The following is a 22419-nucleotide window of genomic DNA, read 5'->3' as shown; positions in this document are numbered from 1 at the left end:
AACCAACACCCAACACCCAGCAACTAATAGACCAGCGCCCCGCGTAAGCCTGCCCCCCCAAGATCCCGCCCCCGTCACTGCTGCCAGATCAGCACCCCATGAGCAATCAACTGCCCGCCGCTCAACACACCCCACCCCAAAAAACAAATAACAGTTACAAATCAACAAGTTAGAAAACACAAAAAGCTGGCACAAGGTCTGCTATGGCCTAGTACGCCGCGTGGCGCCCTCATAAATATTCTGCCAGTGACAACGGAGCCACCATGCCCATCCGCACCCCTATCAACCCCATCACCCGCGCCCTGTGGCACGCCAGCCTGCTGACCGGCGCCCTGGCCAGCCCACACCTGCTCGCCGCCGAACCCACCGCCGAGGACACCCCGGCAACCACCACAGCCAGCCCAGCCCTGAAGACCGTCACAGTCACCGCCCAGCGCCGCGAAGAAAGCGTGCAAGACATCGCCAACGCCGTCACCGCGGTAAGCGGCGAGAACCTCGGCCAGACCGCCACCGACTACGTCGGCAAGACCCTGACCTTCGTGCCCAACGCCCAGGCCAAGAACCCCGACGGCGATGACCGCCCACGCTGGTACATCCGCGGCGTCGGCACCGGCGACGTCGGCGCCGCGACGGTGTTCCCGGTGGGCATCTACGCCGACGACGTCTACCTCAACGCACCGCTGGCCGGTGGCGACCCGCTGTTCGACATCGACCGCATCGAAGTGCTGCGCGGCCCGCAAGGCACCCTGTACGGCAAGAACACCACCGGCGGCGCGGTCAACGTGATCAGCAAGCGGCCCACCTTCGACACCGACGGCTACGGCACCCTCGCCTACGGCAGCAAGAACGAGCAGATCGTCAACGGCGCCATCGGCGGCGCCCTGGTCGAGGACCGCCTGGCCGCGCGAGTGTCGATCTACTCCAAGGAGCGCGACGGTTTCGTCAGCAACACCAATATCGGCGGCGACAACGACGCCATCGACCGCAAGGCCTTCCGCCTGCAGTTCCTGGCCAAGCTCAACCCCGACCTGGAAGCGCTGTGGAACATCCACAACAGCGAGTCGCGCGGCAACGCCAACGGCCTGTTGCCGGTGGGCCGCTTCCCCTGGCTGAACGGCTACACCCGGCAGGACCCGCACCGCCGCTACATCGAAAGCAACGTCGAGAACAAATCCAAGGTCCAGCACGACGGCACCTCCCTGACCCTCAACTACGACCTGGGCGACTACCGCCTGACCTCGATCACCGCCTACGACCAGACCCGCCAGCGCGCCACCAACGACGACGACCTGACCCCGGTCGAAGGCGGCCACGCCTACACCAACAACCGCTGGCGCCAGTACTCCCAGGAGCTGCGCCTGGCCTCGCCGACCAGCGAAACCCTGCGCTGGATCGTCGGCGCCCACGCCTTCCACGAAGCCTTGATCAGCAAACAGGCCACCTCGGTGCTGGACAGCGATGCCGCCTACACCGGCATCGACTTCGACCACAACAGCACCAGCTACGCGCTGTTCGGCAACCTCGCCTACGACTTCACCGATGCCTTCACCCTCACCGGCGGCCTGCGCTGGACCCAAGAGAAAAAGGACATCGACCTGGACCTGCTGCAGTACACCGGCAGCGGTTTCACCGGCGGCGACGGCGGCGACTGGTGGGACTTCGGCAACCTGCAAGACCCGCAAGCCATCGCCGGCGCAGGGGCCAACGGCAACGCTCGGCGCAACAAGACCTGGCGCGCGGTCACCTATGACCTGACCCCGGAATACCGCCTCACCGACAACCTGCGGGTGTATGCCCGCTACGCCAAGGGCTTCCGCTCCGGGGCGTTCAACACCGGTTTGTCGAGCAGCCTGGAGCAACTGAGCACGGTCAACCCGGAAACCCTGCACTCCTATGAGCTGGGCCTGAAGTCGGAATGGTTCAACGGGCGCCTGAACGCCAACGCCAACATCTTCTACTACGACTACGACGACATGCAGGTGAGCGCGACCACCACCACCGCCAGCGGCAGCATCGTCTCGCTGCTGGCCAACGACGCCCAGGGCAAGGCCAGGGGCGCCGAGCTGGAAATCCAGGCACGCCCGATCGACGACCTGCTGGTGCAGTTCAGCGCCTCCTACCTGGACACCGAGTTCACCGGCGACCTGTGGAAAGGCAACAGCTTCGTGCGCTCGCCCAAGCACGTCTACGCCCTGGGCCTGGACTACCGCCTGCCGCTGGACATCCCGGGCAAGATCAATATCGGGGGCGATGTGCGCTACCAGAGCAAGGAGTACTTCACCTCGGCCTACCAGCGTTCGGACTGGAACTGGCTGGACCAGGACGGCTACGCCCTGGCCAACGTGCACCTGACCTATGCCACTGCCGACGACAAGTACAGCGTCACCGGCTACGTCAACAACGTCACCGACAAGCAGTACCAGGTCCACGGGCTGTCGCTGAACCGCGGCAGCTCGCCGTACTGGGCAGCCTACGGCGATCCGCGTACTGCGGGTGTGAGCGTTACTGCCAAGTTCTGAGCCACGGGGTAGAAGCAACGGCCTTGCACTGCTGATACGGGCCTCATCGCTGGCAAGCCAGCTCCCACAACGACGCTGGCAAACCTGTGAGAGCTGACTTGCCAGCCCCCACAACGACGCTGGAAAACCTGTGAGAACTGACTTGCCAGCTCCCATAAGGACGCTGGAAAACCTGTGGGAGCTGGCTTGCCAGCGATGAGGCCCGAACAGGCAATAACAGACAGTTGCTCCCACCACTGCTGCTGGAGCAACACCCCGGCGCCCAACCCCTGCTGCCCCAGCAGCAACCCCGCACCAACGCCATCCCTGCCCAACGCCACAACCCAGCAACGGCGCGGCTTTGCCCGCGCCCACAGGGCCTGGCATGCAACCTGCTATCTCAGCCTCAAGACATTCCCGGAAAGCCCGCCATGACCCCGACTACCGTGCGCACCACCCTCAGTGCCCTCGCCCTGGCGTTGGCCAGCCTTTCCAGCCAGGCAGCCGACACTGTCAAGGTCGGCCTCGGCCCGGCGCCGAACGTGGTCAGCCTGGCGCCCTTCGCCGCCGCTCAGGCCCTGGGCCTGTTCAAGGACGCCAACCTCGACGTCGAAGCCTTCGAAATCACCGACACCCTGCCCGCCCTGACCAGCAAACGGGTGACCCTGGCGGTGGGCCTGCCCGAGCCGATCCTCAACTATTACCAGCAGAACCCCGGCAAGACGCTGCCCATCGCCTTCTTCTACAACCTGCTGCCGCAGACCTTCGAGTTCGCCGTCGCCGCTGACTCGAACATCCAGCGCCTGGAAGACCTCAAGGGCAAGCGGGTCGGCACCGGGGCGCTGAACTGGCCACAGGTGGACACCACCCGTGCTGTGCTCAAGTCGGTGGGCATCGGCGAACGGGACTTCACCTTCTCCGCCGTCGGCGTGCTCGGCGCGGGCTTCCACGCCCTGCGCAGCCAGCGCATCGACGCGCTTAATTTCAATGACAGCTGGAACGACATGTTCGAGCTGACCGGCTTCAAGCTGCGCCGCCTGCACTACCCGGACGCCTTCCGTGGCCTGGGCGCCGGGGTGTTCATTACCCATGCCGACACCCTGCGCGAGCAGCCCGAGCTGCTGGCCCGCTTTGGCCGCGCATACAACCAAGGGCAACGAGCCTGCGTGGCCAACCCGGCGTTCTGCGTGCGCGCGGTGTGGCAGCAGTACCCGCAAACCCGGCCGAGCCAGGGCGCGCTGATCAACAACGAGGCCGACGCGGTCACCCTGCTGAGCCGGCGCCTGCAGTTGATCGAAGCCGATCCCGCCGCCAGCCAGGGCCGCTTCGACCACACGCGCATCACCGGTTACCTGGCGGCCATGCAGGGCCAGGGCTACTTCAAGGGCATCGCGCTGGACCTGCCGGCGCTGTTCTCCAACCAGTTGGCCGCGTCCTTCACCGACTATGACCGCGCAGCCCTCGACGCCCGCGCCAAGGCGGCCCAATGAACCAGGCCATCTTCCCCCACCTGGCCGACAGCGTGCTCAGCGCCCGCGACGTCGGCGTGCGCTACGCCAGCCGACGCGGCCCGATCGACGCCCTGGCCGGAGTGGACCTGCGCATCGGCCGCGGCGAATTCGTCTCCATCCTCGGCCCCTCGGGCTGCGGTAAATCGACCTTGCTCAAGCTGGCCGCCGGCCTGCTGCCGGCCAGCCAGGGCGAGCTGCTGCTCGACGGCACACCCATCAGCGCGCCACGCCGCGAAACCGGCGTGGTGTTCCAGAAACCCAACCTGCTGCCGTGGAAAAGCGTGCGCGCCAACGTGCTGCTGCCGGCCCAGACCCTCGGCCTGCCGAAGGCCCAGGCCGCCGCGCGGGCCGAGCAGGTGCTGGAGCTGGTCGGGCTGGCGGCGTTCGCCGACAACTACCCGTTCGAGCTGTCCGGCGGCATGCAGCAGCGGGTCGGCATCGCCCGCATGCTGCTGCACGACCCGCAGCTGCTGCTGATGGACGAACCCTTCGCCGCCCTCGACGCCATGACCCGCGAACACCTGATGCTGGAGCTGCAACGCATCTGGCAGGCCCAGGCCAAGTCGGTGCTGTTCATCACCCACAGCATCGCCGAAGCAGTGTTCCTCTCCGACCGGGTGCTGGTGATGTCGGCGCGCCCCGGGCGCATCGTCGAAAACCTCGCCATCGACCTGCCGCGCCCGCGCACCCTCGACACCCTGGCCGCGCCGCGTTTCATCGAACTCAGCCAACACCTGCGCAGGTACTTCAGCCCATGAGCCGCCTTCCCGCTTTCGCCTACCCCTTGATCTCGACCCTGCTGCTGTTGCTCGCCTGGCAGCTGGCGATCAGCCTGTTCGGCGTGCCCGACTACATCCTCGCCTCGCCCCGCGACGTGCTGCTGGCCCTGTGGCAGGGCGTGAACCAGGGCGACCTGCTCAAGCATGTGTGGATCACCCTCGGCGAGGTGCTCGGCGGTTTTCTGTGCGGCTCGGCGCTGGCCTTGCTGCTGGGCGCCCTGCTTTCGGAATCGACGCTGTTCGAACGCTTCTGCTACCCCTTGCTGCTGGCCCTGCAATCGGCGCCCAAGGTGGCGCTGGCGCCGCTGATCCTGGTGTGGTTCGGCTTCGAGCACACCTCGAAACTGATCATCGTCGCCCTCACCTGCTTCTTCCCACTGTTCGTCAATACCTTCTCCGGCATCCGCCGCGCCGACCCGGACCTGCTCGACGCCTGCCGGGCGTTTTCCGCTTCGCGCGCCTACCTGTTCTTCCACGTCAAGCTGCCGGCCGCCGCCGGTGACATCTTCGCCGGCCTGCAGATCGCCGTGTCGCTGGCGCTGATCGGCGCGGTGGTGGCCGAGTTCCTCGCCGCCCAAGGCGGCCTTGGCTTTCTGGTCCAGGCCGCCTCGGTAAACATGAACATGCCGCTGATGTTCGCCGCCGTGCTGCTGCTCGCCCTGCTCGGGGTGGCCGGTTCGCAACTGGTGCGCTGGCTTGAGCGGCGGGTGATTTTCTGGACCCGTGGCAGCCACGCCACCACCGACTCGGGAGACCGCTGATGAGCGCCCTGTACCTGGATATCGCCGGGCTGACCCGGGCCTATCGCCAGCTTGAACTGTCGCCGCTGGCGGTGATCGAGCAGGTGTTCGCCCGCATCGACCGGCTCGACCCGACGCTGCGCCTGTTCACCTGGCTCGACCGCGAGCACGCCCTGGCCCAGGCCCGCCAGGCCACCGCCGACTACCGCGAGGGCCGTAGCGTCGGCCCGCTGCACGGGGTGCCGGTGTCGATCAAGGACAACCTCGGTGTGGCGGGTGCGCCGCAGACCTTCGGTTCGCGGCTGTACCAAGACCACCACGCCCGCGAAGACAACGTCGCGGTCCAGCGCCTGCGCGCTGCGGGGGCGATCGTGGTCGGTATCACCACCATGCCGGAGTTCGGCACCAAGGCCACCACCGACAGCCCCCTGCATGGCGTCAGCCGCAACCCCTGGGACCCCGCGCGCACCCCGGGCGGCTCCAGCGGCGGTTCGGCCGGCGCGGTGGCGGCCGGCATCGGCCCGCTGGCGCTGGGCACCGACGTGGCGGGCTCGGTACGCATCCCGGCGTCCTGCTGCCACCTGGTCGGGCTTAAACCCACCCTCGGGGTGATCCCGGTGGTGGAAGCCGTCGATGGCTTCGCCCAACTGGCCCACATCGGGCCACTGACCCGCACTGTCGCCGACAACGCCCTGGCCCTCGAGCTGCTGGCCGGCGCCGACCCGCGCGATCCATGGTCGCTGGGCCTTGTGAGCCAGGACTATGCCCGCCAGGCGCAACCCGATGGGCGCCTGGACGGGGTGCGCATCGCCTGGCTCGACCTGCCCATCCCGGACGTCGATCCGCAGGTCATCGCCATTGGCCTGCAGACCCTGGAGCGGTTGCGTGCCCTCGGCGCCCAGGTCACCCGCATCGACTTCGACCTGCACGGCGATGCCGAGCGCTTCGGCATTCTGGTTTCCAGCCAGCACCACGCCCGCTACGCCCCGCGCCTGGCCGCAGACGCCGCGCTGTTCGACCCGGTGTACCGCCAGCGCCTGGAGCGCAGCGCCGACATCGACTGGCAAGCCCTGGGCGACGCCGGCGAAGCGCGCAACCGGGTGTTCGGCCGGGTCCAGGCGCTGTTCGCAGACTTCGACTTCCTCGCCAGCCCTACCCTGACCCGGCCGCCCATCGCCGCCGAAGCGGGCCTGGCCGGCAACAGCGAAGGCGCGCAACAGGCGCGCCATTACATCGACTACCTGTACCCGTTCAACCTCAGCGGCCACCCGGCCTTGAGCCTGCCCGCCGGTTTCAGTGCCGATGGCCTGCCGGTGGGCCTGCAACTGGTCGCGCCCTGGTACGCCGACGGCCCGCTGCTGAAAGTGGCGGCCGAACTGGAAGCCCTGCTCGCGCTCACCGACCGCCACCCCGACCTGGAGCCTTTCGATGCCTGACCCGACCCTGCTGCCCGTCGCCGAACAGGTCAGCCTTTTGCGCAGTGGTGCGCTGTCACCGGTCGAGCTGATCGACCAGAGTTTCGCCCGCATCGACGCCATCGACCCGCACCTGCGCCTGTTCACCTGGCAGGACCGCGAGCGCGCCCGGGCCTCGGCCTTGGAGGCGGAGCGCCGCTACCGCGCGGGCGGTGAGCTGCCGGCGCTGCTGGGCGTGCCGTTCACGGTCAAGGAGCAGATCCCGGTGGCCGGCGCGCCACAGACCTTCGGCTCGGCGCTCTACCGCGACCACGTCGCCAGCGCCGACGACCCCAGCGTGCAGCGCCTGCGCAACGCCGGGGGCATCCTGCTGGGCACCACCACCATGCCGGAGTTCGGCGCCAAGGCCAGCACCGACAGCCGCCTGTTCGGCATCACCCGCAACCCCTGGGACCCCAGCCGCACCACCGGCGGCTCCAGCGGTGGCGCGGCGGCAGCGGTGGCGGTGGGCGCCGGGGCGATTGCCGTGGGTACCGACATCGCCGGCTCCGTGCGCATCCCCGCCAGCTGCTGTGGCGTGCTCGGCATCAAGCCGACGCTCGGGGCGATTCCCCAGGTGCATGCCCTCGACCTGTTCAACGCCCTTGGCCATCAGGGCACCCTGACCCGCAGCGTGGCGGATGCCGCACTGGCACTGGAGGTATTGATCGGCCCCGACCCCAGGGACCCCTGGTCGTTGCGCGTTCCCCGGCGGGCACTGCGCGACGCCGCCCGGGCCGACGGCGACCTGGGCGGCCTGCGGGTCGCCTGGTTGCCGGAGGTTGGCAAAGGCCCGGCCGATGCCCAGGTGCTGCAGGCCGGCGAGCGGGTGGCCAACGCCCTGCGCGAGGCCGGCGCCACAGTGGAGCAGCATCGACTGGACCTGAGCGACAGCGGCGCTGCCTTCGAGCCCACCGTGCTGGCCCTCAAGCGCCGCTTCCTCGGCGAGCGCTACCCGGCCCAGGCCGATCAGCTCGACCCAGGCTTTCGCGGCTGGCTGGACGCCCGTCTGCCGCAGCTGAGCGCCGACGAACTGCAGCACGCGCAGTTCGTCCGGACCCGCCTGCTGCGGCGTATCCAGGGGCTGTTCGCAGAGGTCGACGTGCTGCTCACGCCGGCCCTGTCGGCGCCGCCACTGGCCGCCGACGGCACGGACGGCGACTTCGACTGGATTCACTATCTGCACCCATTCAACCTCAGCGGCCACCCGGCCCTGAGCCTGCCCGCCGGGCTCAGCCGCGAGGGCTGGCCGCTGGGGGTGCAGCTGGTTGGCCCGTGGTACGCCGAGGACCGCCTGCTGCGGGTTGCCGCGCACCTGCAACAGCGCCTGCCCTGGGGCACGCCGGAGCTGGGACGCTGGCTGCCATGAGTCACCCTGCGAGCGGTTTTCTGCCGCGCTTCCTGCTGCTGGCGCTGGTCAGCGGCGCCACCGTGGGCATGGCCAAGATCGTCATCACCCTGTACGCCCTGGCGCTGGGCGCCGACGCCTGGCAGATCGGCGTCATCGCGGCGATGGAGGCCCTGGGCATGCTGTTCCTGACCCTGCCTGCCGGCTTCGTCATCGCCCGTTTCGGCGCGCGCCGGGTGTATGCCCTGTCCAGCCTCGGGCCGATGCTGGTCAACCTGGCGATCCCGCTGTATGCCGCCTGGTGGTGGCTGGCCCTGGGGCAGCTGCTGATCGGCCTGTTCATCCCGTTTCGCATCGTCGCCATGAACGGCAGCTTCCTGCGCCAGCTCAAGCACCTGGGCACCGACAAGGCCGGCTGGTATCGCGGCGCCCTGACCCTGGGCCTGGGCCTGCTCGGCCCGCTGCTGGGCAACGCCTTCAGCGAGCGCGGCGCGTTCTCCCTGGCCTTCATGCTGATTGCCGCCAGCTTCGCCGGCATGGCGCTGTACAGCCTGCGCTTCTGGGAGGGCGCCGGCGACGCCAGCCCAAGCGGCACGGCCCCGGCCAGCGGCATGCTGGCCCAGGTTCGCCATCTGCTGGGCGAGCGCAGCATTCGCCAGAGCTGCACCGTGGAGCTGAGCAACAGCGCCACCACCAGCCTGTTCACCACCTTCATCATCCTCCTGGCTCTGGAAGGCGGCGTGCCTCAGGGCCATGCGGTGAGCCTGGTGATGATCGAAGCGCTGTTCGCGGTGCTTGCCCTGTTCGGCCTCGGCAGGGTGTTGCGCTCGACCAGCCCGGGCCGCGCCTATGCCCTGGGCCTGGCGCTGGCGATCACCGCCCTGCTGGTGTGCGGCCTGGGCCATGGCTACGGCTGGCTGGTGCTGGCGGCGGTGCTGGTGAGCCTGGCCACGGCGACGGTGCACCTGGTCAACATGGCTCGCCTGAGCCAGCGCCGCGAGGACAGCAGCAAGCTCTCCGGCCTGTTCAACCTGGCGTCGATGGCCGGCAGCTTCGGCGGCGCCCTGCTGGGTGGCGCGATCAGCCACTTCGCCGGCCTGGCCAATCTGTTCCTGTGCTGGATCCCGCTGTTGCTGCTGGTGGCCTGGTGCTGCCGGCAGCGCCGTCAGCAGGTACAGGAGGTGGTGGCATGAAGCGTATCGGCTACCGCCTGAACGGCCTGGCTTCACCGCTGTTGCTGTTGCTGGCCTGGCACTGGGCGGCCAGCGCCGGGCTGTTCCCGGCCAACCTGCTGATCGCGCCGGCAGCGGTCTGGCAGACCTTTGTTGAGCTGTGCGCCAGTGGTGAGCTGCCCGAACACCTGGCGTTCAGCCTGCTGCGCCTGGCCCAGGGCTTCGCCTTTGGCAGCGCGGCGGGCCTGGGCTTCGGCCTGGCGCTGGCGTTGTCAGCGCGGGTCGAGGCCTATTGCGCGCCGCTGTTCCATACCCTGCGCCAGCTCCCCAGCCTGGCGCTGATCCCGATGTTCGTGCTGCTGTTCGGCATCGAAGAGCTGTTCAAGGTCGCCATTGTCGGCCTGACCGTGTTCTTCCCGGTGGCCCTGGCCACCACCGAGGCGGTGCGCCACATCCCCCAGCGCTACCTGGAAGTAGCCCGGGTGTATCGCCTGCCCTGGTACAGCCTGCTGCTGAGCGTGGCCCTGCCCGCCGCCACACCGGGCATCGTCACCGGCCTGCGCATCGCCCTGACCCGCGCCTGGGTGGTGCTGGTGGCCTGCGAGCTGCTGGCCGCCGACAGCGGCCTGGGGCAGATGATCGAGATGGGCCGGCAGATGCTGCGCATCGATGTGGTGATGGTCGGGGTGGTGGTCACCGGGGTGATCGGTTTCACCCTGGATGTCGGCCTGCGCCGGGTCGAACGACGCTTGTCCGGCTGGCAAAGCCGCTAAGGAGCTGCTGATGAAACTGAACGCACTGCGTGGCCTGCTGCTGCCGTTACTGCTGCTGGCCGCCTGGGAATATGCCTCGCGCCAGAGCACTGCCGGCGCCTACGCTTTCGTGCCCTTGGCCCAGGTGGGCGCGGCCCTGGCCGAACTGCTGGGCAATGGCGAGCTGCTGGTCAACCTGTGGGCGAGCCTGCTGCGTACCTGCATCGGCCTGGCCGTAGGGATCGTCGCTGGCACCGCCCTGGGTGCGCTGATGGCCCTGTCGGGCCTGGCCAACCGCCTGATCGCACCCTTGTTCCACGCCCTGCGCCAGGTGCCGATGCTTGGCTGGATCCCGTTGATCGCCCTGTGGCTGGGCAACGGTGAAAGCGCCAAGCTGCTGATCGTCAGCCTCGCGGCGTTGTACCCGATGGTGCTCAACACCTTCGAAAGCCTGCGCCAGGTCGAGGGCCAGCACCGCGAGGCGGCCCGGGTGCTGATGCTCAGCCGCAGCCAGCAGCTGCGCCTGATCCTGCTGCCGGCCGCCTTGCCGGGCATTGCCGCCGGCGTGCTGCAGGCCCTGGCCTTCGCCTGGGTGACGGCGGTGGGCAGCGAGCTGTTCCTGGCCTCCGGCGCCGGCCTGGGCAGCCTGATGATGAACGCCGAGGCCGGCGCGCGCATGGAGATCATCCTGGTCTGCGTGCTGTGCATCGGCCTGTGCGGCTATGTGATGTCCTGGCTCTGCACCCTCCTCGCCCGCCGCCTGCTGCGCGGCCACCCGACCCCTTGAAAGGCCCGACCATGAACGCCATCGCTCCCAAGCTTGACCCCAGCACCGCCACCGGCGCGCTGTCCATCCGCGGCCTGAGCAAGTCCTACCCGCTCAAGGGTAAACAGGTGCCGGTGCTTGAAAGCATCGACCTGGACATCCGCCCCGGCGAGTTCGTCAGCATTCTCGGCGCCAGTGGCTGCGGCAAGTCCACCCTGCTGCGGCTGGTCGTCGGCCTCGACCAGGACTATCAAGGGCAGATCCTGCTCGACCAGCAGCCGGTGCGCGGCCCGGGCCTGGAGCGCGGCATCGTGTTCCAGGACCATCGCTTGTTCCCGTGGATGACCTTGCAGCAGAACATCGCCCTGGCCCTGAAGAACCACGCCCTGCCCGTCACCGAAAAAAACCGCCTGGTGGCCGAGCACATCGACCTGGTGGGCCTCACCGGCTTTGAGAGCGCCTACCCGCACCAGCTCTCCGGTGGCATGGCCCAACGTGCCGCGATTGCCCGGGCACTGGTGAACAAGCCCAAGGTGCTGCTGCTCGACGAGCCCCTCGGCGCCCTCGATGCCCTGACCCGGGTGCGGCTGCAACAGGAGCTGCAACGGATCTGGGTACAGGAGCGCTGCACGGTGATCATGGTCACCCACGACATCGAGGAGGCGCTGTACCTGGGCGACCGGGTGATCGTGCTGGATGCCCACCCGGGGCGCATCCGCGAGGACCTGCGCATCGACCTGCCGCACCCACGGCAGCGCGACAGTGCGCTGCTGCAGGGCTTCAAGCAACGGTTGCTGGGGGAGTTGGTCGGGCACTGAACAGGGCCCGATGTGCTTACATCTCGACCTGGGTGCCGAGCTCGATCACCCGGTTCAGCGGCAACTGGAAGTACTTGAGGTTGCTGTTGGCATTCTTGAGCAGGAACGCGAACAGGTGCTCACGCCACCTGGCCATGCCCATGCGCTTGCTGGCGATGACGGTTTCCCGGCTGAGGAAATAGGTGGTGCGCATGGCGGCGAACTCCAGATCGTCGCGCTGGCAGCGGCTCAGGGCCAGCGGCACGTTGGGCTCTTCCATGAAACCGAAATGCAGGCTTACGCGGAAGAAGCCCTCACCGAAGGCTTCGACCTCGAAACGCTTGCCCACGCTGACCCGCGGTTCGTCCTCGAACACCACCGTCAGCAGCACCACCTGCTCGTGCAAGACCTGGTTGTGCAACAGGTTGTGCAACAGCGCGTGCGGCACCGCTTCGGGCCTGGCGCTGAGGAACACCGCCGTGCCCGTGACCCGGTGGGGTGGCTGGCACTGCAGGCTGGCGATGAACAGGTCGAGCGGCAGCGCGCCTTCGTCAAGGCGCTCGACGATCAGCCGGCGCCCGCGCTTCCAGGTGGTCATCAGCACGAACAGGGCAACCCCGGCGATCACCGGGAACGCACCGCCCTGCAAGATCTTCGGGGCGTTGGCGGCAAAGTACAGGCTGTCTACCAGCAGGAAGCCCAGCAACAGCGGGATCGCCAACCAGCGTGGCGTCTTCCACAGCAACAGCACCACCGCCGAGGCCAGCAAGGTGGTGATCAGCATGGTGCCGGTCACCGCTACGCCATAGGCGGCGGCCAGTGCACTGGACGACTCGAAGCCCACCACCAGCAGTACCACGCCGACCATCAACGCCCAGTTGACCATGCCGATGTAGATCTGCCCCTGCTCTTCGCTGGAGGTGTGCTGGATGAACATGCGCGGCACATAACCGAGCTGAATGGCCTGGCGGGTCAGGGAGAAGGCGCCGGAAATCACCGCCTGGGAGGCAATGATGGTGGCCAGCGTGGCGAGCCCCACCATGGGCAGCAGGGCCCAGTCGGGGGCGAGCAGATAGAACGGGTTGCGCACCGCGTCCGGGTTGCCGAGGATCAACGCGCCCTGGCCAAAGTAGTTCAGCACCAGGCCCGGCAGCACCAGCAGGAACCAGGCCCTGGCGATGGGCTTGCGGCCGAAGTGCCCCATGTCGGCATACAGCGCTTCGGCGCCGGTCAACGCCAGCACCACAGCGCCGAGGATGGCCACGCCCATGCCAGGGTGGGCGACGAAGAACTGCACCGCCCAGGCCGGATTGAGCGCCTGCAGCACCTCGGGGCGCTGGGCGATGCCATGCACGCCAAGCGCCCCGAGCACGACGAACCACAGCACCATGATTGGCCCGAACAGGATGCCGATGCGCGCGGTGCCGTGCTTCTGGATGACGAACAGCGCCACCAGCACCACCACCGACAACGGCACCACCCAGTGCTCGATGCCGTCGAAGGCCAGTTGCAGGCCTTCCACCGCCGAGAGCACCGATATCGCCGGGGTGATCATGCTGTCGCCGTAGAACAAGGCGGCGCCGAACAGCCCCAGCAGCACCAGCCCCTTGCCCAGGCGCGCATAGGGCGCCGCGGCCCGGTGCGCCAGTGCGGTCAGGGCCATGATGCCGCCTTCGCCCTGGTTGCTGGCGCGCAGAATGAACAGCACGTACTTGAGCGACACCACCCAGATCAACGACCAGAACACCAGCGACAATACGCCGAGCACGCCGACGGTATTGGCCTGGACGCCGTAGTGGCCGGCGAAGACTTCCTTGAGGGTGTACAGCGGGCTGGTGCCGATGTCGCCATACACCACGCCGACCGCGGCAACGAGGGTGCCGATTGCGGTGGTCTTGCCGGGATGGGTTGGGGTTGCAGCGGTAACGCTCTGGCTCACGGATGACGTCTCTGGGCTGGCGGGTGGAAAGCGCCTGCCCTCCCTGTGCATGACGACCTCGCGTGGCGCCCGCTCCGCCCCCGGCTACCTGCCTGAGGCCCTGCGGACCGGGCAGCAGAGGCGGCCAGTATCCTTGCAAGCGATCTGGCCGGCCGTAAAAAGAGCGTAAAAAAGCACGGTATCCGTGCCCCCAGGCCAATCGCAGCGGCCGGTGCTGCTGGGATGTGGGTCGGGCAGCGAAACCAGGCTTTCGACTTCGAGCGAATATCGATTAATGTCCTGCGCAACCCCACCGACTGCGGCGCCGCTCGGCAGCCGAAGGTGGGTGACTCCTGCTGACGGTTTTGCCACACGAGGGCATCGACAATGAGTGAAGGCAGCACCCCGGTCAGCGAACAACCACGGGCGGCCAGGCAACCGATAAGCCTGGCCGAAGCCCTGCGCTTCTGGCTCAAACTGGGCTTCATCAGCTTTGGCGGGCCCGCCGGGCAGATCGCGATCATGCACCAGGAACTGGTGGAGCGCCGACGCTGGATCAGTGAAAAACGCTTCCTGCACGCACTTAACTACTGCATGTTGCTGCCCGGCCCCGAGGCCCAGCAGTTGGCCACCTACATCGGCTGGCTGATGCACCGCGCCTGGGGCGGCGTGATTGCCGGCGCCCTGTTCGTGCTGCCGTCGCTGTTCATCCTGATCGGCTTGTCGTGGGTTTACCTGGCCTTTGGCGAAGTGCCGATGGTGGCCGGCATCTTTTACGGCATCAAGCCTGCGGTGACCGCGATCGTGTTGCATGCGGCCCACCGCATCGGCTCGCGCGCGCTGAAGAACGGCTGGTTGTGGGCCATCGCCGGCGCGTCGTTCGTGGCCATTTTCGCCCTGAATGTGCCGTTCCCGCTGATCGTGCTGGTGGCCGCTATCGTCGGCTATGCGGGCGGGCGACTGGCGCCCGGCACCTTCGTCATCGGTGGCGGCCATGGCGCCGCCCGCCAGCACTACGGGCCGGCGCTGATCGATGACGATACGCCCCCACCCGAACATGCGCGCTTTCGTTGGCGACACCTGCTGCGCCTTGTGGTGATCGGCGCCGCGCTATGGCTGCTGCCCATGGGGCTGCTGACCCTGGCATTCGGCTGGGGCGGCACCCTGACGCAAATGGGCTGGTTCTTTACCAAGGCCGCCCTGTTGACCTTCGGCGGTGCCTACGCGGTGTTGCCCTACGTGTACCAGGGGGCAGTCGGCCATTACGGCTGGCTGTCGCCCACGCAGATGATCGACGGCCTGGCGTTGGGGGAAACCACGCCAGGGCCTCTGATCATGGTGGTGGCATTCGTCGGCTTCGTCGGTGGCTACCTGCAACCGATGTTCGGTGCCGAGCATCCGTTGCTTGCCGGGGCGCTCGCGGCGAGTTTGGTCACCTGGTTCACCTTCCTGCCGTCGTTCCTGTTCATCCTTGCCGGCGGCCCATTGGTGGAATCCACCCACGACGAAATGAGGTTCACGGCGCCGTTGACCGCGATCACGGCTGCCGTCGTAGGCGTGATCCTCAACCTGGCGCTGTTCTTCGGTTACCACGTGCTGTGGCCCAACGGCTTCGCTGGGGCATTCGACTGGCCTTCGGCGCTGATTGCCGCGGGCGCGGCGCTGGCATTGTTCCGCTGGCGCCGTGGGGTGATTCAAGTGTTGCTCGCCTGTGCCTTGGCGGGCCTGGCAGTGCACATGTTGCGGGGCTGAGCGCGCAGGCCGGCCGACAGTGTCGGCCGGCCCATGCAGCGCGGGATCTACCCCACCGCCTGCGCCGCCTGTTGCTCGGCATGGTAGGACGAGCGCACCAGCGGCCCCGACGCCACGTTCCTGAAGCCCATCGCCACGGCCTGCTCGGCAAACCAGGCGAAGGTGTCCGGGTGCACGAAACGCTGCACCGGCAGGTGGCTGCGCGACGGTTGCAGGTAATGCCCCAGGGTCAGCATGTCGACCTGGTGCTCGCGCAAGCGCTGCATCACCTCGAGCACCACCCAGCGCTTCGTCTCGCGCGGGCACGATGCCCACCTGCACATCTACATCGGCGCCCCGGCGGAGTTGGAAGAGCGGGTGCTGGACAGCCGTCTGCACCTGGCCATCGGCCATTTCCCCCTGCGGGTGCCGGGGCTGTCCTACCTGCCGCTGTATGACGAAGCCCTGGGCTTGTACTGCGGCCGGCGCCACCCGCTGTATGGGAGCAAGGCAAGCAATGGCCGCCTGCTGGAAGAAGTGCGCGGCTGCCATATCGTCGTGCGCGGCTACATGCAGCAGTACGACCTGGAGCAACTGGGCGTGAGCAAGGCCGCCGCTACCGTGGAGAACATCGAGGCGGCGGCGATCCTGATCATTTCCGGCGCCTACATCGGCTTCTTGCCGGTGCACTTCGCCGAGCAGTGGGTGAAGACCGGCGACATGCGCCGCCTGGGCGCCAGCAGCCTGGACCTGACCTCGCCGTTCGACGTCATCACCCGCCGTGGGGTATCGCCACCGCCGATCCTGCAGGCGTTTCTTGAAGACCTGAACGCCTGCATGCATCAGCCTGGGTTGGGCTGACCATTTTCTGCCGGCCCATTGATGATCGAATGCCACTTATCTGCCCCTGCCGCCTGTAGGAATTATCCAGCCGTCATGCAGGAAACGCCCTTCAGCCTCTCAAGAAAGACCTGACGCCCTCCCTGTGAACCGCCTCGGTATCTTTTCCAGCCCCGTTTCGACCTGGCTGGATCCCGCCGGGCGACCGCGTTCACGCATGGAGAGCTGCACATGGCAACACGCGCCAAGATGGCCGTCACCCCTGGAAAACAGGCCAAGCGCCCGCTGGACAGCGAGGCGCTGCCATGAGCGGCGAAACCAGGCAGCGCGAATCCCAGGTCGCCGTCGCCCCGCTCAACACCATCGATGCCAAGGACGTCGGCCGTGGCGCCGCCGCCTTCGACGCCTGGCTGCAATCGGTCAGCGCTGGCTACGTCACCCTTGAACGGATCAAGTCCGTGGCCGGCGCCCTGCCGGTGGTCGGCAACATCATGGCCCTGGTCGACGCCCTGGGCGACGTGGTGACCCTGGTCAAGAGCAAGAACCGCCAGTTGCTCGACTGGGTGAGCCTGGGCATCAACCTGATCGGCGTGCTGCCGACGCCGCCGACCATGGCCGCGGCGCGCATGAGCCTGCGGCCAACGCTGTTCCTGGTGCGCCAGGAGCTGCGCAACAGCGCCAAGATGCTGCTGGGCGATTCGCTGATCACGGTATTGAGCGGGCACCTCAACGCCACCATCGCCGGCACCATCGACGACTTCGTCAAACAGGCCCAGCCGAAGATTGCCGAGATCCTCGCCGACGCCGGTGCGCTCGGCACCAAGGTGACCGGCGAGATTGCCGATGGCCTGGAGAAGGTGGTGCTCGGCCAGCTGGATGCCAAAGGCGACAAAGCGGCGGTGAGCAGGCAGATGGCGGCGGCGAGCGATCAGTTGCTCTATGACCCCAAGACCGCGATCAGCAATTTCTTCGGTGCGGTACACAGCGCCTACAAGGCTGCCGGCAAGGGCCTGGCCAACAGCGCGACCAGCAAGCTGCTGCCGGACGAAATCAAGACCAAGGTGCTGGCCAACACCGGCCAGTTGCGCGCCCTGGGCCCGGAGACGACCCAGCAGTTGAACAAGCTGGCCGACCCTGGCACGCAGATGAGCATCGGCTGGATGCTCAACGTGTTGGACGGCGCGGTAAAGGGCTTTCGCAAGCGCAACAGGAACGGCCAGCCGGGGGTGGTCAAGCCGGATACCGTGACCCAGGTGGAGCGCGAGCAAAGCAAGGGGCAGTTGGCGGTCAGTGGCAGGCAGGCACCGGCTGAGCAGACACCGAGCCCCAAGCGTCCCCCTTGCCCACCCGAGCCGAAGGCCCGTACCGGCCATAGCATCAGTTTCTCGCTAGGTTCCGAGTTCATCCTGCATACCGATTTCAGTTTGCCTGGCCCCTTCCCCATCGAATGGCAGCGGACCTATCACTCGCGCCTGGCCGAATATGACCAGGGCAGCCTCGGGGCGCGCTGGGTCACCGAATTCACTACCCGAATCGACGTGGTGGGCAAGGGCCTGGTGTTCCATGACCACGACGCTCGCAGCCATGCCTTCGACCTGCCCAAGGTCGGCAAGGCGCTGTTCAACGCCATCGAAGACCTGCTGCTGGTGCGCAGCAGCGAAGAGGAGCTGGTGATCTGCCGTGGTTTCGTGCGCAAGGAGTATTACCTGCGCGTGGGCGATCGCTATTACCTGCGCAAGATCCTGCTGGGGAACGACGCCGGCTGCATGCTGCATTACGAGCATCGCCACGAAGGCCGCCCGGTGCTGTCCGACATCATCACCTTCCAGGGCGATGCGCAGGATGTGCTGCGCCACCTCGGCACACTGATCGACGACCACGGCCATATCACCGGCCTGTGGGAAATGCGCGACGGCCAGCCGCTGCGCCAGCTGTGCGCCTACCACTACGACGACCAGGGCGACCTGGTCGCCGCCCAGGATGAAAACGGCGCTGCCTGGCACTACCAGTACCAGCACCATTTGGTGACCCGCTACACCGACCGTACCGGTCGCGGCATGAACCTGGAATGGGACGGTAGCAGCGCCCACGCCAAGGCTATTCATGAGTGGGCCGACGACGGCAGCTTCGACACCCGACTGGAGTGGGACGAGAACATCCGCCTGACCTACGTCACCGACGCCCACGGCCAGGAGACTTGGTACTACTACGATATCCAGGGGCACCTTTATCGCATCCGCTACCCCGACGAGCGTTCGGAGTGGTTGTTCCGCGATGACCGCAAAAAACTCGTGCGTCATGTTCACCCGGACGGCAGCGAAGACCGCTACGACTACGATGATCAAGGCAGCGTCATCCGCCATATCCGTGCCGACCATAGCAAGGTCCACATTGCCTATGACGACCGTCGCCATCCGATCAAGATCCGCGATGCCGAAGGTGGCCTGTGGCTGCGTGATTACGATCTCAAGGGCAACCTGATTGAAGCCACTGACCCGCTGGGCAACAGGACCGAATACACCTACACGCCCTCGGGCCTGATCAAGGCAATCAAGGATGCAGCGGGCAACGAAAAGAAGCTGGCTTACAACGCAGCCGATCAGTTGGTCGAGTTCACCGACTGCTCAGGCAAGACCAGCCAGTGGGCATACGACGATCTCGGCCGCCTAGCGCTGTTCACCGATGCCGCCGGCAGCAAGACCGCCTATGAATACAACGCCGGCCAGCTGGCGAAAGTCATTCATCCGGACAACACCGAAGAGCGCTTCGAACGTGATGCCGAAGGCCGCCTGCTGGCCCACGCCGATGCCCTGGACCGCTGCACCACTTGGTCTTACAACACGGCGGGGCTGCTTGCTGAACGCGTGGATGCTGCCGAGCACACGGTGCGTTACCGCTGGGACAAGCTGGGCCGCCTGATCGGGCTGGAGAACGAGAACGAAAGCAAGGCCACCTTCCTCCACGACCCGGTGGGTCGTTTGCTGGAAGAAAAGGGCTTCGATGGCCTGGTGACGCGCTACCGGTACGACCCGGACAGCGGTCGGCTGGCCAGCACGCAGGTCGGCCAACGCCGGATCGATATCACCTTCGATGCCGTGGGGCGCCTGGCCTCGCGGGTGGCGAGCCTGGGCGACCAGCGCCAGGAAGAAACCTTTGCCTACGACGGTAACGGCAAGCTGGTCCAGGCCGTCAACGCCGACAGCAAGCTGCAGTGGTTCTTTGATGAAGCCGGCAACCTGACCCGCGAGCACCAGTACTACTTCAAGACTGACGTGCCGATGGTCGCGGTGTGGCAGCACGCGTACGACGCCCTCAATCATCGTGTTTCGACGATTCGCCCGGACGGGCACAAGGTCAGCGTGCTCACCTACGGCAGCGGCCATGTGTTGGGCATGACCCTCGACCAGCACGAACTGTTGGCCTACGAGCGTGACGACCTGCACCGCGAAGTGGTCCGCCATCAAGGCAACCAGTTGATGCAGACCCAGGCCTGGGACCCGGCAGGCCGTTTACAGGAACAACTGCTGGGCAGCCATGACGGCAAGTCCACGATGCTCAAGCGCCAGTATCGATACGATGCGGTTGGCCAGCTGACCGATATCCACGACACCCGCCGTGGCCACCTGGCCTACCAATACGACCCGGTGGGGCGTTTGCTGCAAGCCACCAGCCGCCTGGGCGTCGAGACCTTCGCCTTCGACCCGGCCGGCAACCTGCTGGACGACAACGCCCAGCAGCTCAACCGCCCGCTGGAACGCGACCCGCGCCGTAACAAGCGGATGGACAACCTGCTGCGCGAGTACGCCGGCACCCACTATCAGTACGACGAGCGCGGCAACCTCGTCCACCGCCTGCATAACGGCGACAAGGCGCGCCTGACCTGGGACCTGTTCGACCGGCTGACTCGCTTTGACGACAGCAAGCTCAGCGTGGTCTACAGCTACGACGCCCTGGGCCGCCGCCTGCATAAGCACTCGAGCGCACGCTATCAGGACGATCCCCGTTCGGGCAGCGGCTGGAACCGGATGCAGCGGGCCAAACGCCAACGTGAACTGGGGTGTGGCTACACCCTGTATGGCTGGGATGGCGACACCCTCGCCTGGGAAAGCTCGCCGCCGCAAGACGAAGGCGAGACCGGGCGGACCGTGCACTACCTGTACGAGCCGGGCAGTTTTGTGCCGGTGGTCCAGGCACAACGAAATACCCCGATCCGCTTGCTGCGCCAGCCCGACTGGTGCGGCCGGGAATACGATTTCGATCAGGATCCGTTGTGGCACACCGAGGTCAAGGCGCAGCCATTCGAGGCGATTGCCTGGTATCAGTGCGATCACCTGGGCACGCCGATGGAGCTAACCGATCACAACGGTGAGGTGGCGTGGGCCGGACAATACAAGGCTTGGGGTGAAGTACGCGAGGCGCGTTCGGAGTGGGCCAGGCAGATTGGCCTGAGCAACCCGATTCGCTTCCAGGGGCAGTACCACGATCACGAGACCGGGCTGCATTACAACCGTTATAGATACTATGATCCGAAGGCTGGGCGGTTCATCAACCAAGATCCGATCAGCTACTTTGGTGGGTTGAACCTCTTTGCGTATACGCCGAACCCTATTGACTGGATAGACCCGCTTGGGTTGGCGAAGCGGGGGCCGAAAACTAATGGTGAGGGGCCGCATAACCAGGTAATTGCGGCGTGGGGGCGAGAGGTGCAGGCTTCTGGTGGTACGGTAATTGCCGGTGGAGGGGTGTTGAGTGAACGAAAAATCTTTACACCAGGTGGCCACAAAAATGGACGGCGCCCCGATATTATTTATGTCGACGAAAATGGTAAGAGGGTATACGGGAATGTTGGCAAGGTAAAAGCAGATGGTGAAACGCCTATAGCACGTGAACAGAAGGCGATGGAAGATCTAAGAACTAAGGCCTCCCAAGAGGATGCCTCTGATGAAGTACAGTTCCGTGCATATAATAAGCCCTGTCCTTGAGGTGTATTGTGGAAAAAAATGTCTTCATGAGCTTTGATGAGTACTTGGTTTTGCTTGAGCAGCTAAAGAATGAGTCCGGCTATGATGTGTTCATGTCGACCAATTATTCTGAGCCATTTACTCTGATTGAAGAAATTTCCTCGATAACCAAGAAACACTTTGAAGACTCTATTCAGATGATGGTGCTGATCGGGGATAAAAAAGATTTTGGCTTTGCAGGCGTGCGGCAAGGTGCAGTGAATCGCCAAGATAAGGTGGGTTTTGTCAGGGTTGTTTATGGTGGTGAGGATGAACATGCGATAGGAGCATCAGTACTCGCAGGCGACAGATCCGAAGCGGAACAGAAAATTAGTAGAATCACAAACAAATTGCTCAAGAAAATAGCGCATAAAGGTGTTATGAGCTCTGCGGGGGATGGGAAGCATGTAAATGATAGGTATCACTGGACGGACGGGGCATTGAGTTCGGGGAAAAACTGGCATTTGTTTTTCAATACAGGGGTTAGGAAACCTCTAAATGCCAGTCCGGGGTACGTGCCGAAATTATTGCCCTGATATATAAAATAAGCCCGCGAAGCTACTGTCGCTACGTGTTCGGCCCCGGAATGAGGTGGTGCACCTTTATTTGGTGCGCCAAGAGGTGCGCAACAGCTTCAAGATACTGCTGAACTATAAGTGCGATGAACTGTACCGCGAAGTGGTCCGCCATCATGCTTGGGGCCCGGCAGGTCGGTTGCAAGAACAATTGCTGGGTAGCCATGACGGCAAGTCCACACTGCTCAAGCGCCAGTATCAATACGATGCGGTTGGCCAGCTGACCGATATCCAGGACAGTCGCCGTGGCCATCTGACCTATCGGTACGACCCGATCGGGCGCCTGTTGCAAGCCACCAGCCGCCTGGGCGTCGAGACCTTTGCCTTCGACCCGGCCGGCAACCTGCTGGACGACAACGCCCAGCAGCTCAACCGCCCGCTGGAACGCGACCCGCGCCGTAACAAGCGGATGGACAACCTGCTGCGCGAGTACGCCGGCACCCACTATCAGTACGATGAGCGCGGCAACCTCGTCCACCGCCTGCTTAACGGCGACCCAGTCCCTGACAAGGGCAAGGCCAAAGCTCGCTAACTAAGC

The 22419-nt window shown here is 65.9% G+C and carries 14 protein-coding genes and 3 pseudogenes; 15 read left to right on the top strand and 2 right to left on the bottom strand.

Annotated features, from left to right (window positions below; translation table 11 throughout):
• Positions 1 to 263: 263 nt before the first annotated feature.
• The 10 genes from EJA05_RS11880 (at position 264) to EJA05_RS11835 (ending at position 11838) form a co-directional block, all read left to right on the top strand.
• Positions 264 to 2519 (top strand): TonB-dependent receptor, encoded by a 2256-nt coding sequence (locus tag EJA05_RS11880; protein ID WP_125858373.1) that lies wholly within the window; start codon positions 264 to 266, stop codon positions 2517 to 2519.
• A 410-nt stretch (positions 2520 to 2929) separates the two neighbouring features.
• Positions 2930 to 3988 (top strand): ABC transporter substrate-binding protein, encoded by a 1059-nt coding sequence (locus tag EJA05_RS11875; RefSeq protein ID WP_125858372.1) that lies wholly within the window; start codon positions 2930 to 2932, stop codon positions 3986 to 3988.
• The gene (locus EJA05_RS11870) at positions 3985 to 4767 is read left to right on the top strand and encodes an ABC transporter ATP-binding protein (RefSeq protein ID WP_125463770.1); all 783 of its coding nucleotides are present in this window, start codon (positions 3985 to 3987) and stop codon (positions 4765 to 4767) included. Before EJA05_RS11875 ends, EJA05_RS11870 begins: the two co-directional genes overlap by 4 nt.
• Complete coding sequence (locus EJA05_RS11865) at positions 4764 to 5549, top strand: ABC transporter permease (RefSeq protein WP_125858371.1); 786 nt, start codon at positions 4764 to 4766, stop codon at positions 5547 to 5549. Before EJA05_RS11870 ends, EJA05_RS11865 begins: the two co-directional genes overlap by 4 nt.
• Positions 5549 to 6964, top strand: a complete 1416-nt coding sequence (locus EJA05_RS11860) for an amidase (protein WP_125858370.1) — start codon at positions 5549 to 5551, stop codon at positions 6962 to 6964. Before EJA05_RS11865 ends, EJA05_RS11860 begins: the two co-directional genes overlap by 1 nt.
• Positions 6957 to 8351: an amidase gene (locus EJA05_RS11855; protein WP_125858369.1), complete on the top strand. Its 1395-nt coding sequence runs from the start codon at positions 6957 to 6959 to the stop codon at positions 8349 to 8351. The genes EJA05_RS11860 and EJA05_RS11855 overlap by 8 nt, the downstream gene beginning before the upstream one ends.
• Positions 8348 to 9523 carry an MFS transporter gene (locus EJA05_RS11850; RefSeq protein ID WP_125858368.1) on the top strand — a complete coding sequence of 392 codons (1176 nt, stop codon included), beginning with the start codon at positions 8348 to 8350 and terminating at the stop codon, positions 9521 to 9523. The genes EJA05_RS11855 and EJA05_RS11850 overlap by 4 nt, the downstream gene beginning before the upstream one ends.
• Complete coding sequence (locus EJA05_RS11845) at positions 9520 to 10275, top strand: ABC transporter permease (RefSeq protein WP_125858367.1); 756 nt, start codon at positions 9520 to 9522, stop codon at positions 10273 to 10275. Before EJA05_RS11850 ends, EJA05_RS11845 begins: the two co-directional genes overlap by 4 nt.
• A gap of 10 nt (positions 10276 to 10285) precedes the next feature.
• Positions 10286 to 11041 carry an ABC transporter permease gene (locus EJA05_RS11840; RefSeq protein ID WP_125858366.1) on the top strand — a complete coding sequence of 252 codons (756 nt, stop codon included), beginning with the start codon at positions 10286 to 10288 and terminating at the stop codon, positions 11039 to 11041.
• A gap of 11 nt (positions 11042 to 11052) precedes the next feature.
• Complete coding sequence (locus EJA05_RS11835; RefSeq protein ID WP_125858365.1) at positions 11053 to 11838, top strand: ABC transporter ATP-binding protein; 786 nt, start codon at positions 11053 to 11055, stop codon at positions 11836 to 11838.
• Positions 11839 to 11854: 16 nt separating this feature from the next.
• Here the strand turns inward: EJA05_RS11835 and EJA05_RS11830 are convergent, their stop codons facing one another.
• The gene (locus EJA05_RS11830) at positions 11855 to 13756 is read right to left on the bottom strand and encodes a potassium transporter Kup (protein WP_190306057.1); all 1902 of its coding nucleotides are present in this window, start codon (positions 13754 to 13756) and stop codon (positions 11855 to 11857) included.
• A gap of 366 nt (positions 13757 to 14122) precedes the next feature.
• Here EJA05_RS11830 and chrA point away from each other — a divergent pair, with 366 nt between their 5' ends.
• Entirely contained in the window at positions 14123 to 15487 is a 1365-nt protein-coding gene (gene chrA, locus EJA05_RS11825) for a chromate efflux transporter (protein ID WP_125858364.1), read from the top strand.
• Positions 15488 to 15534: 47 nt separating this feature from the next.
• On the opposite strand, the pseudogene EJA05_RS11820 reads toward chrA, so the two are convergent.
• Positions 15535 to 15765, bottom strand: a pseudogene (locus EJA05_RS11820) (lipoyl synthase); the annotation flags it as partial.
• Between EJA05_RS11820 and EJA05_RS11815 the strand changes: the two are divergent.
• From EJA05_RS11815 to EJA05_RS11800, 4 genes and pseudogenes are all read left to right on the top strand, one after another.
• Positions 15764 to 16327: pseudogene (locus tag EJA05_RS11815) on the top strand (substrate-binding domain-containing protein); the annotation flags it as partial. The pseudogenes EJA05_RS11820 and EJA05_RS11815 overlap by 2 nt on opposite strands.
• 284 nt (positions 16328 to 16611) lie before the next feature.
• Positions 16612 to 21288 (top strand): RHS repeat-associated core domain-containing protein, encoded by a 4677-nt coding sequence (locus tag EJA05_RS11810; RefSeq protein WP_223811913.1) that lies wholly within the window; start codon positions 16612 to 16614, stop codon positions 21286 to 21288.
• A 26-nt stretch (positions 21289 to 21314) separates the two neighbouring features.
• Complete coding sequence (locus EJA05_RS11805) at positions 21315 to 21842, top strand: hypothetical protein (RefSeq protein WP_125858363.1); 528 nt, start codon at positions 21315 to 21317, stop codon at positions 21840 to 21842.
• Between the two features lie 106 nt (positions 21843 to 21948).
• Positions 21949 to 22374 (top strand): annotated as a pseudogene (locus EJA05_RS11800) (RHS repeat domain-containing protein); the annotation flags it as partial.
• Positions 22375 to 22419: the final 45 nt, after the last annotated feature.

It is taken from the genome of Pseudomonas oryziphila (assembly GCF_003940825.1).
GTDB lineage: Bacteria > Pseudomonadota > Gammaproteobacteria > Pseudomonadales > Pseudomonadaceae > Aquipseudomonas > Aquipseudomonas sichuanensis.
The sequence above is the reverse complement of the archived record's forward strand: the minus strand, read 5'-3'. Positions and strand labels throughout refer to the sequence as shown.

Coding starts and splice junctions, on each gene's coding strand:
- EJA05_RS11870 (WP_125463770.1), top strand. CDS start 3,985: ATGAACCAGGCCATCTTCCCCCACCTGGCCGACAGCGTGCTCAGCGCC.
- EJA05_RS11860 (WP_125858370.1), top strand. CDS start 5,549: ATGAGCGCCCTGTACCTGGATATCGCCGGGCTGACCCGGGCCTATCGC.
- EJA05_RS11805 (WP_125858363.1), top strand. CDS start 21,315: ATGAGCTTTGATGAGTACTTGGTTTTGCTTGAGCAGCTAAAGAATGAG.
- EJA05_RS11880 (WP_125858373.1), top strand. CDS start 264: ATGCCCATCCGCACCCCTATCAACCCCATCACCCGCGCCCTGTGGCAC.
- EJA05_RS11845 (WP_125858367.1), top strand. CDS start 9,520: ATGAAGCGTATCGGCTACCGCCTGAACGGCCTGGCTTCACCGCTGTTG.
- EJA05_RS11875 (WP_125858372.1), top strand. CDS start 2,930: ATGACCCCGACTACCGTGCGCACCACCCTCAGTGCCCTCGCCCTGGCG.
- EJA05_RS11840 (WP_125858366.1), top strand. CDS start 10,286: ATGAAACTGAACGCACTGCGTGGCCTGCTGCTGCCGTTACTGCTGCTG.
- EJA05_RS11850 (WP_125858368.1), top strand. CDS start 8,348: ATGAGTCACCCTGCGAGCGGTTTTCTGCCGCGCTTCCTGCTGCTGGCG.
- EJA05_RS11855 (WP_125858369.1), top strand. CDS start 6,957: ATGCCTGACCCGACCCTGCTGCCCGTCGCCGAACAGGTCAGCCTTTTG.
- EJA05_RS11810 (WP_223811913.1), top strand. CDS start 16,612: ATGAGCGGCGAAACCAGGCAGCGCGAATCCCAGGTCGCCGTCGCCCCG.
- EJA05_RS11835 (WP_125858365.1), top strand. CDS start 11,053: ATGAACGCCATCGCTCCCAAGCTTGACCCCAGCACCGCCACCGGCGCG.
- EJA05_RS11865 (WP_125858371.1), top strand. CDS start 4,764: ATGAGCCGCCTTCCCGCTTTCGCCTACCCCTTGATCTCGACCCTGCTG.
- chrA (WP_125858364.1), top strand. CDS start 14,123: ATGAGTGAAGGCAGCACCCCGGTCAGCGAACAACCACGGGCGGCCAGG.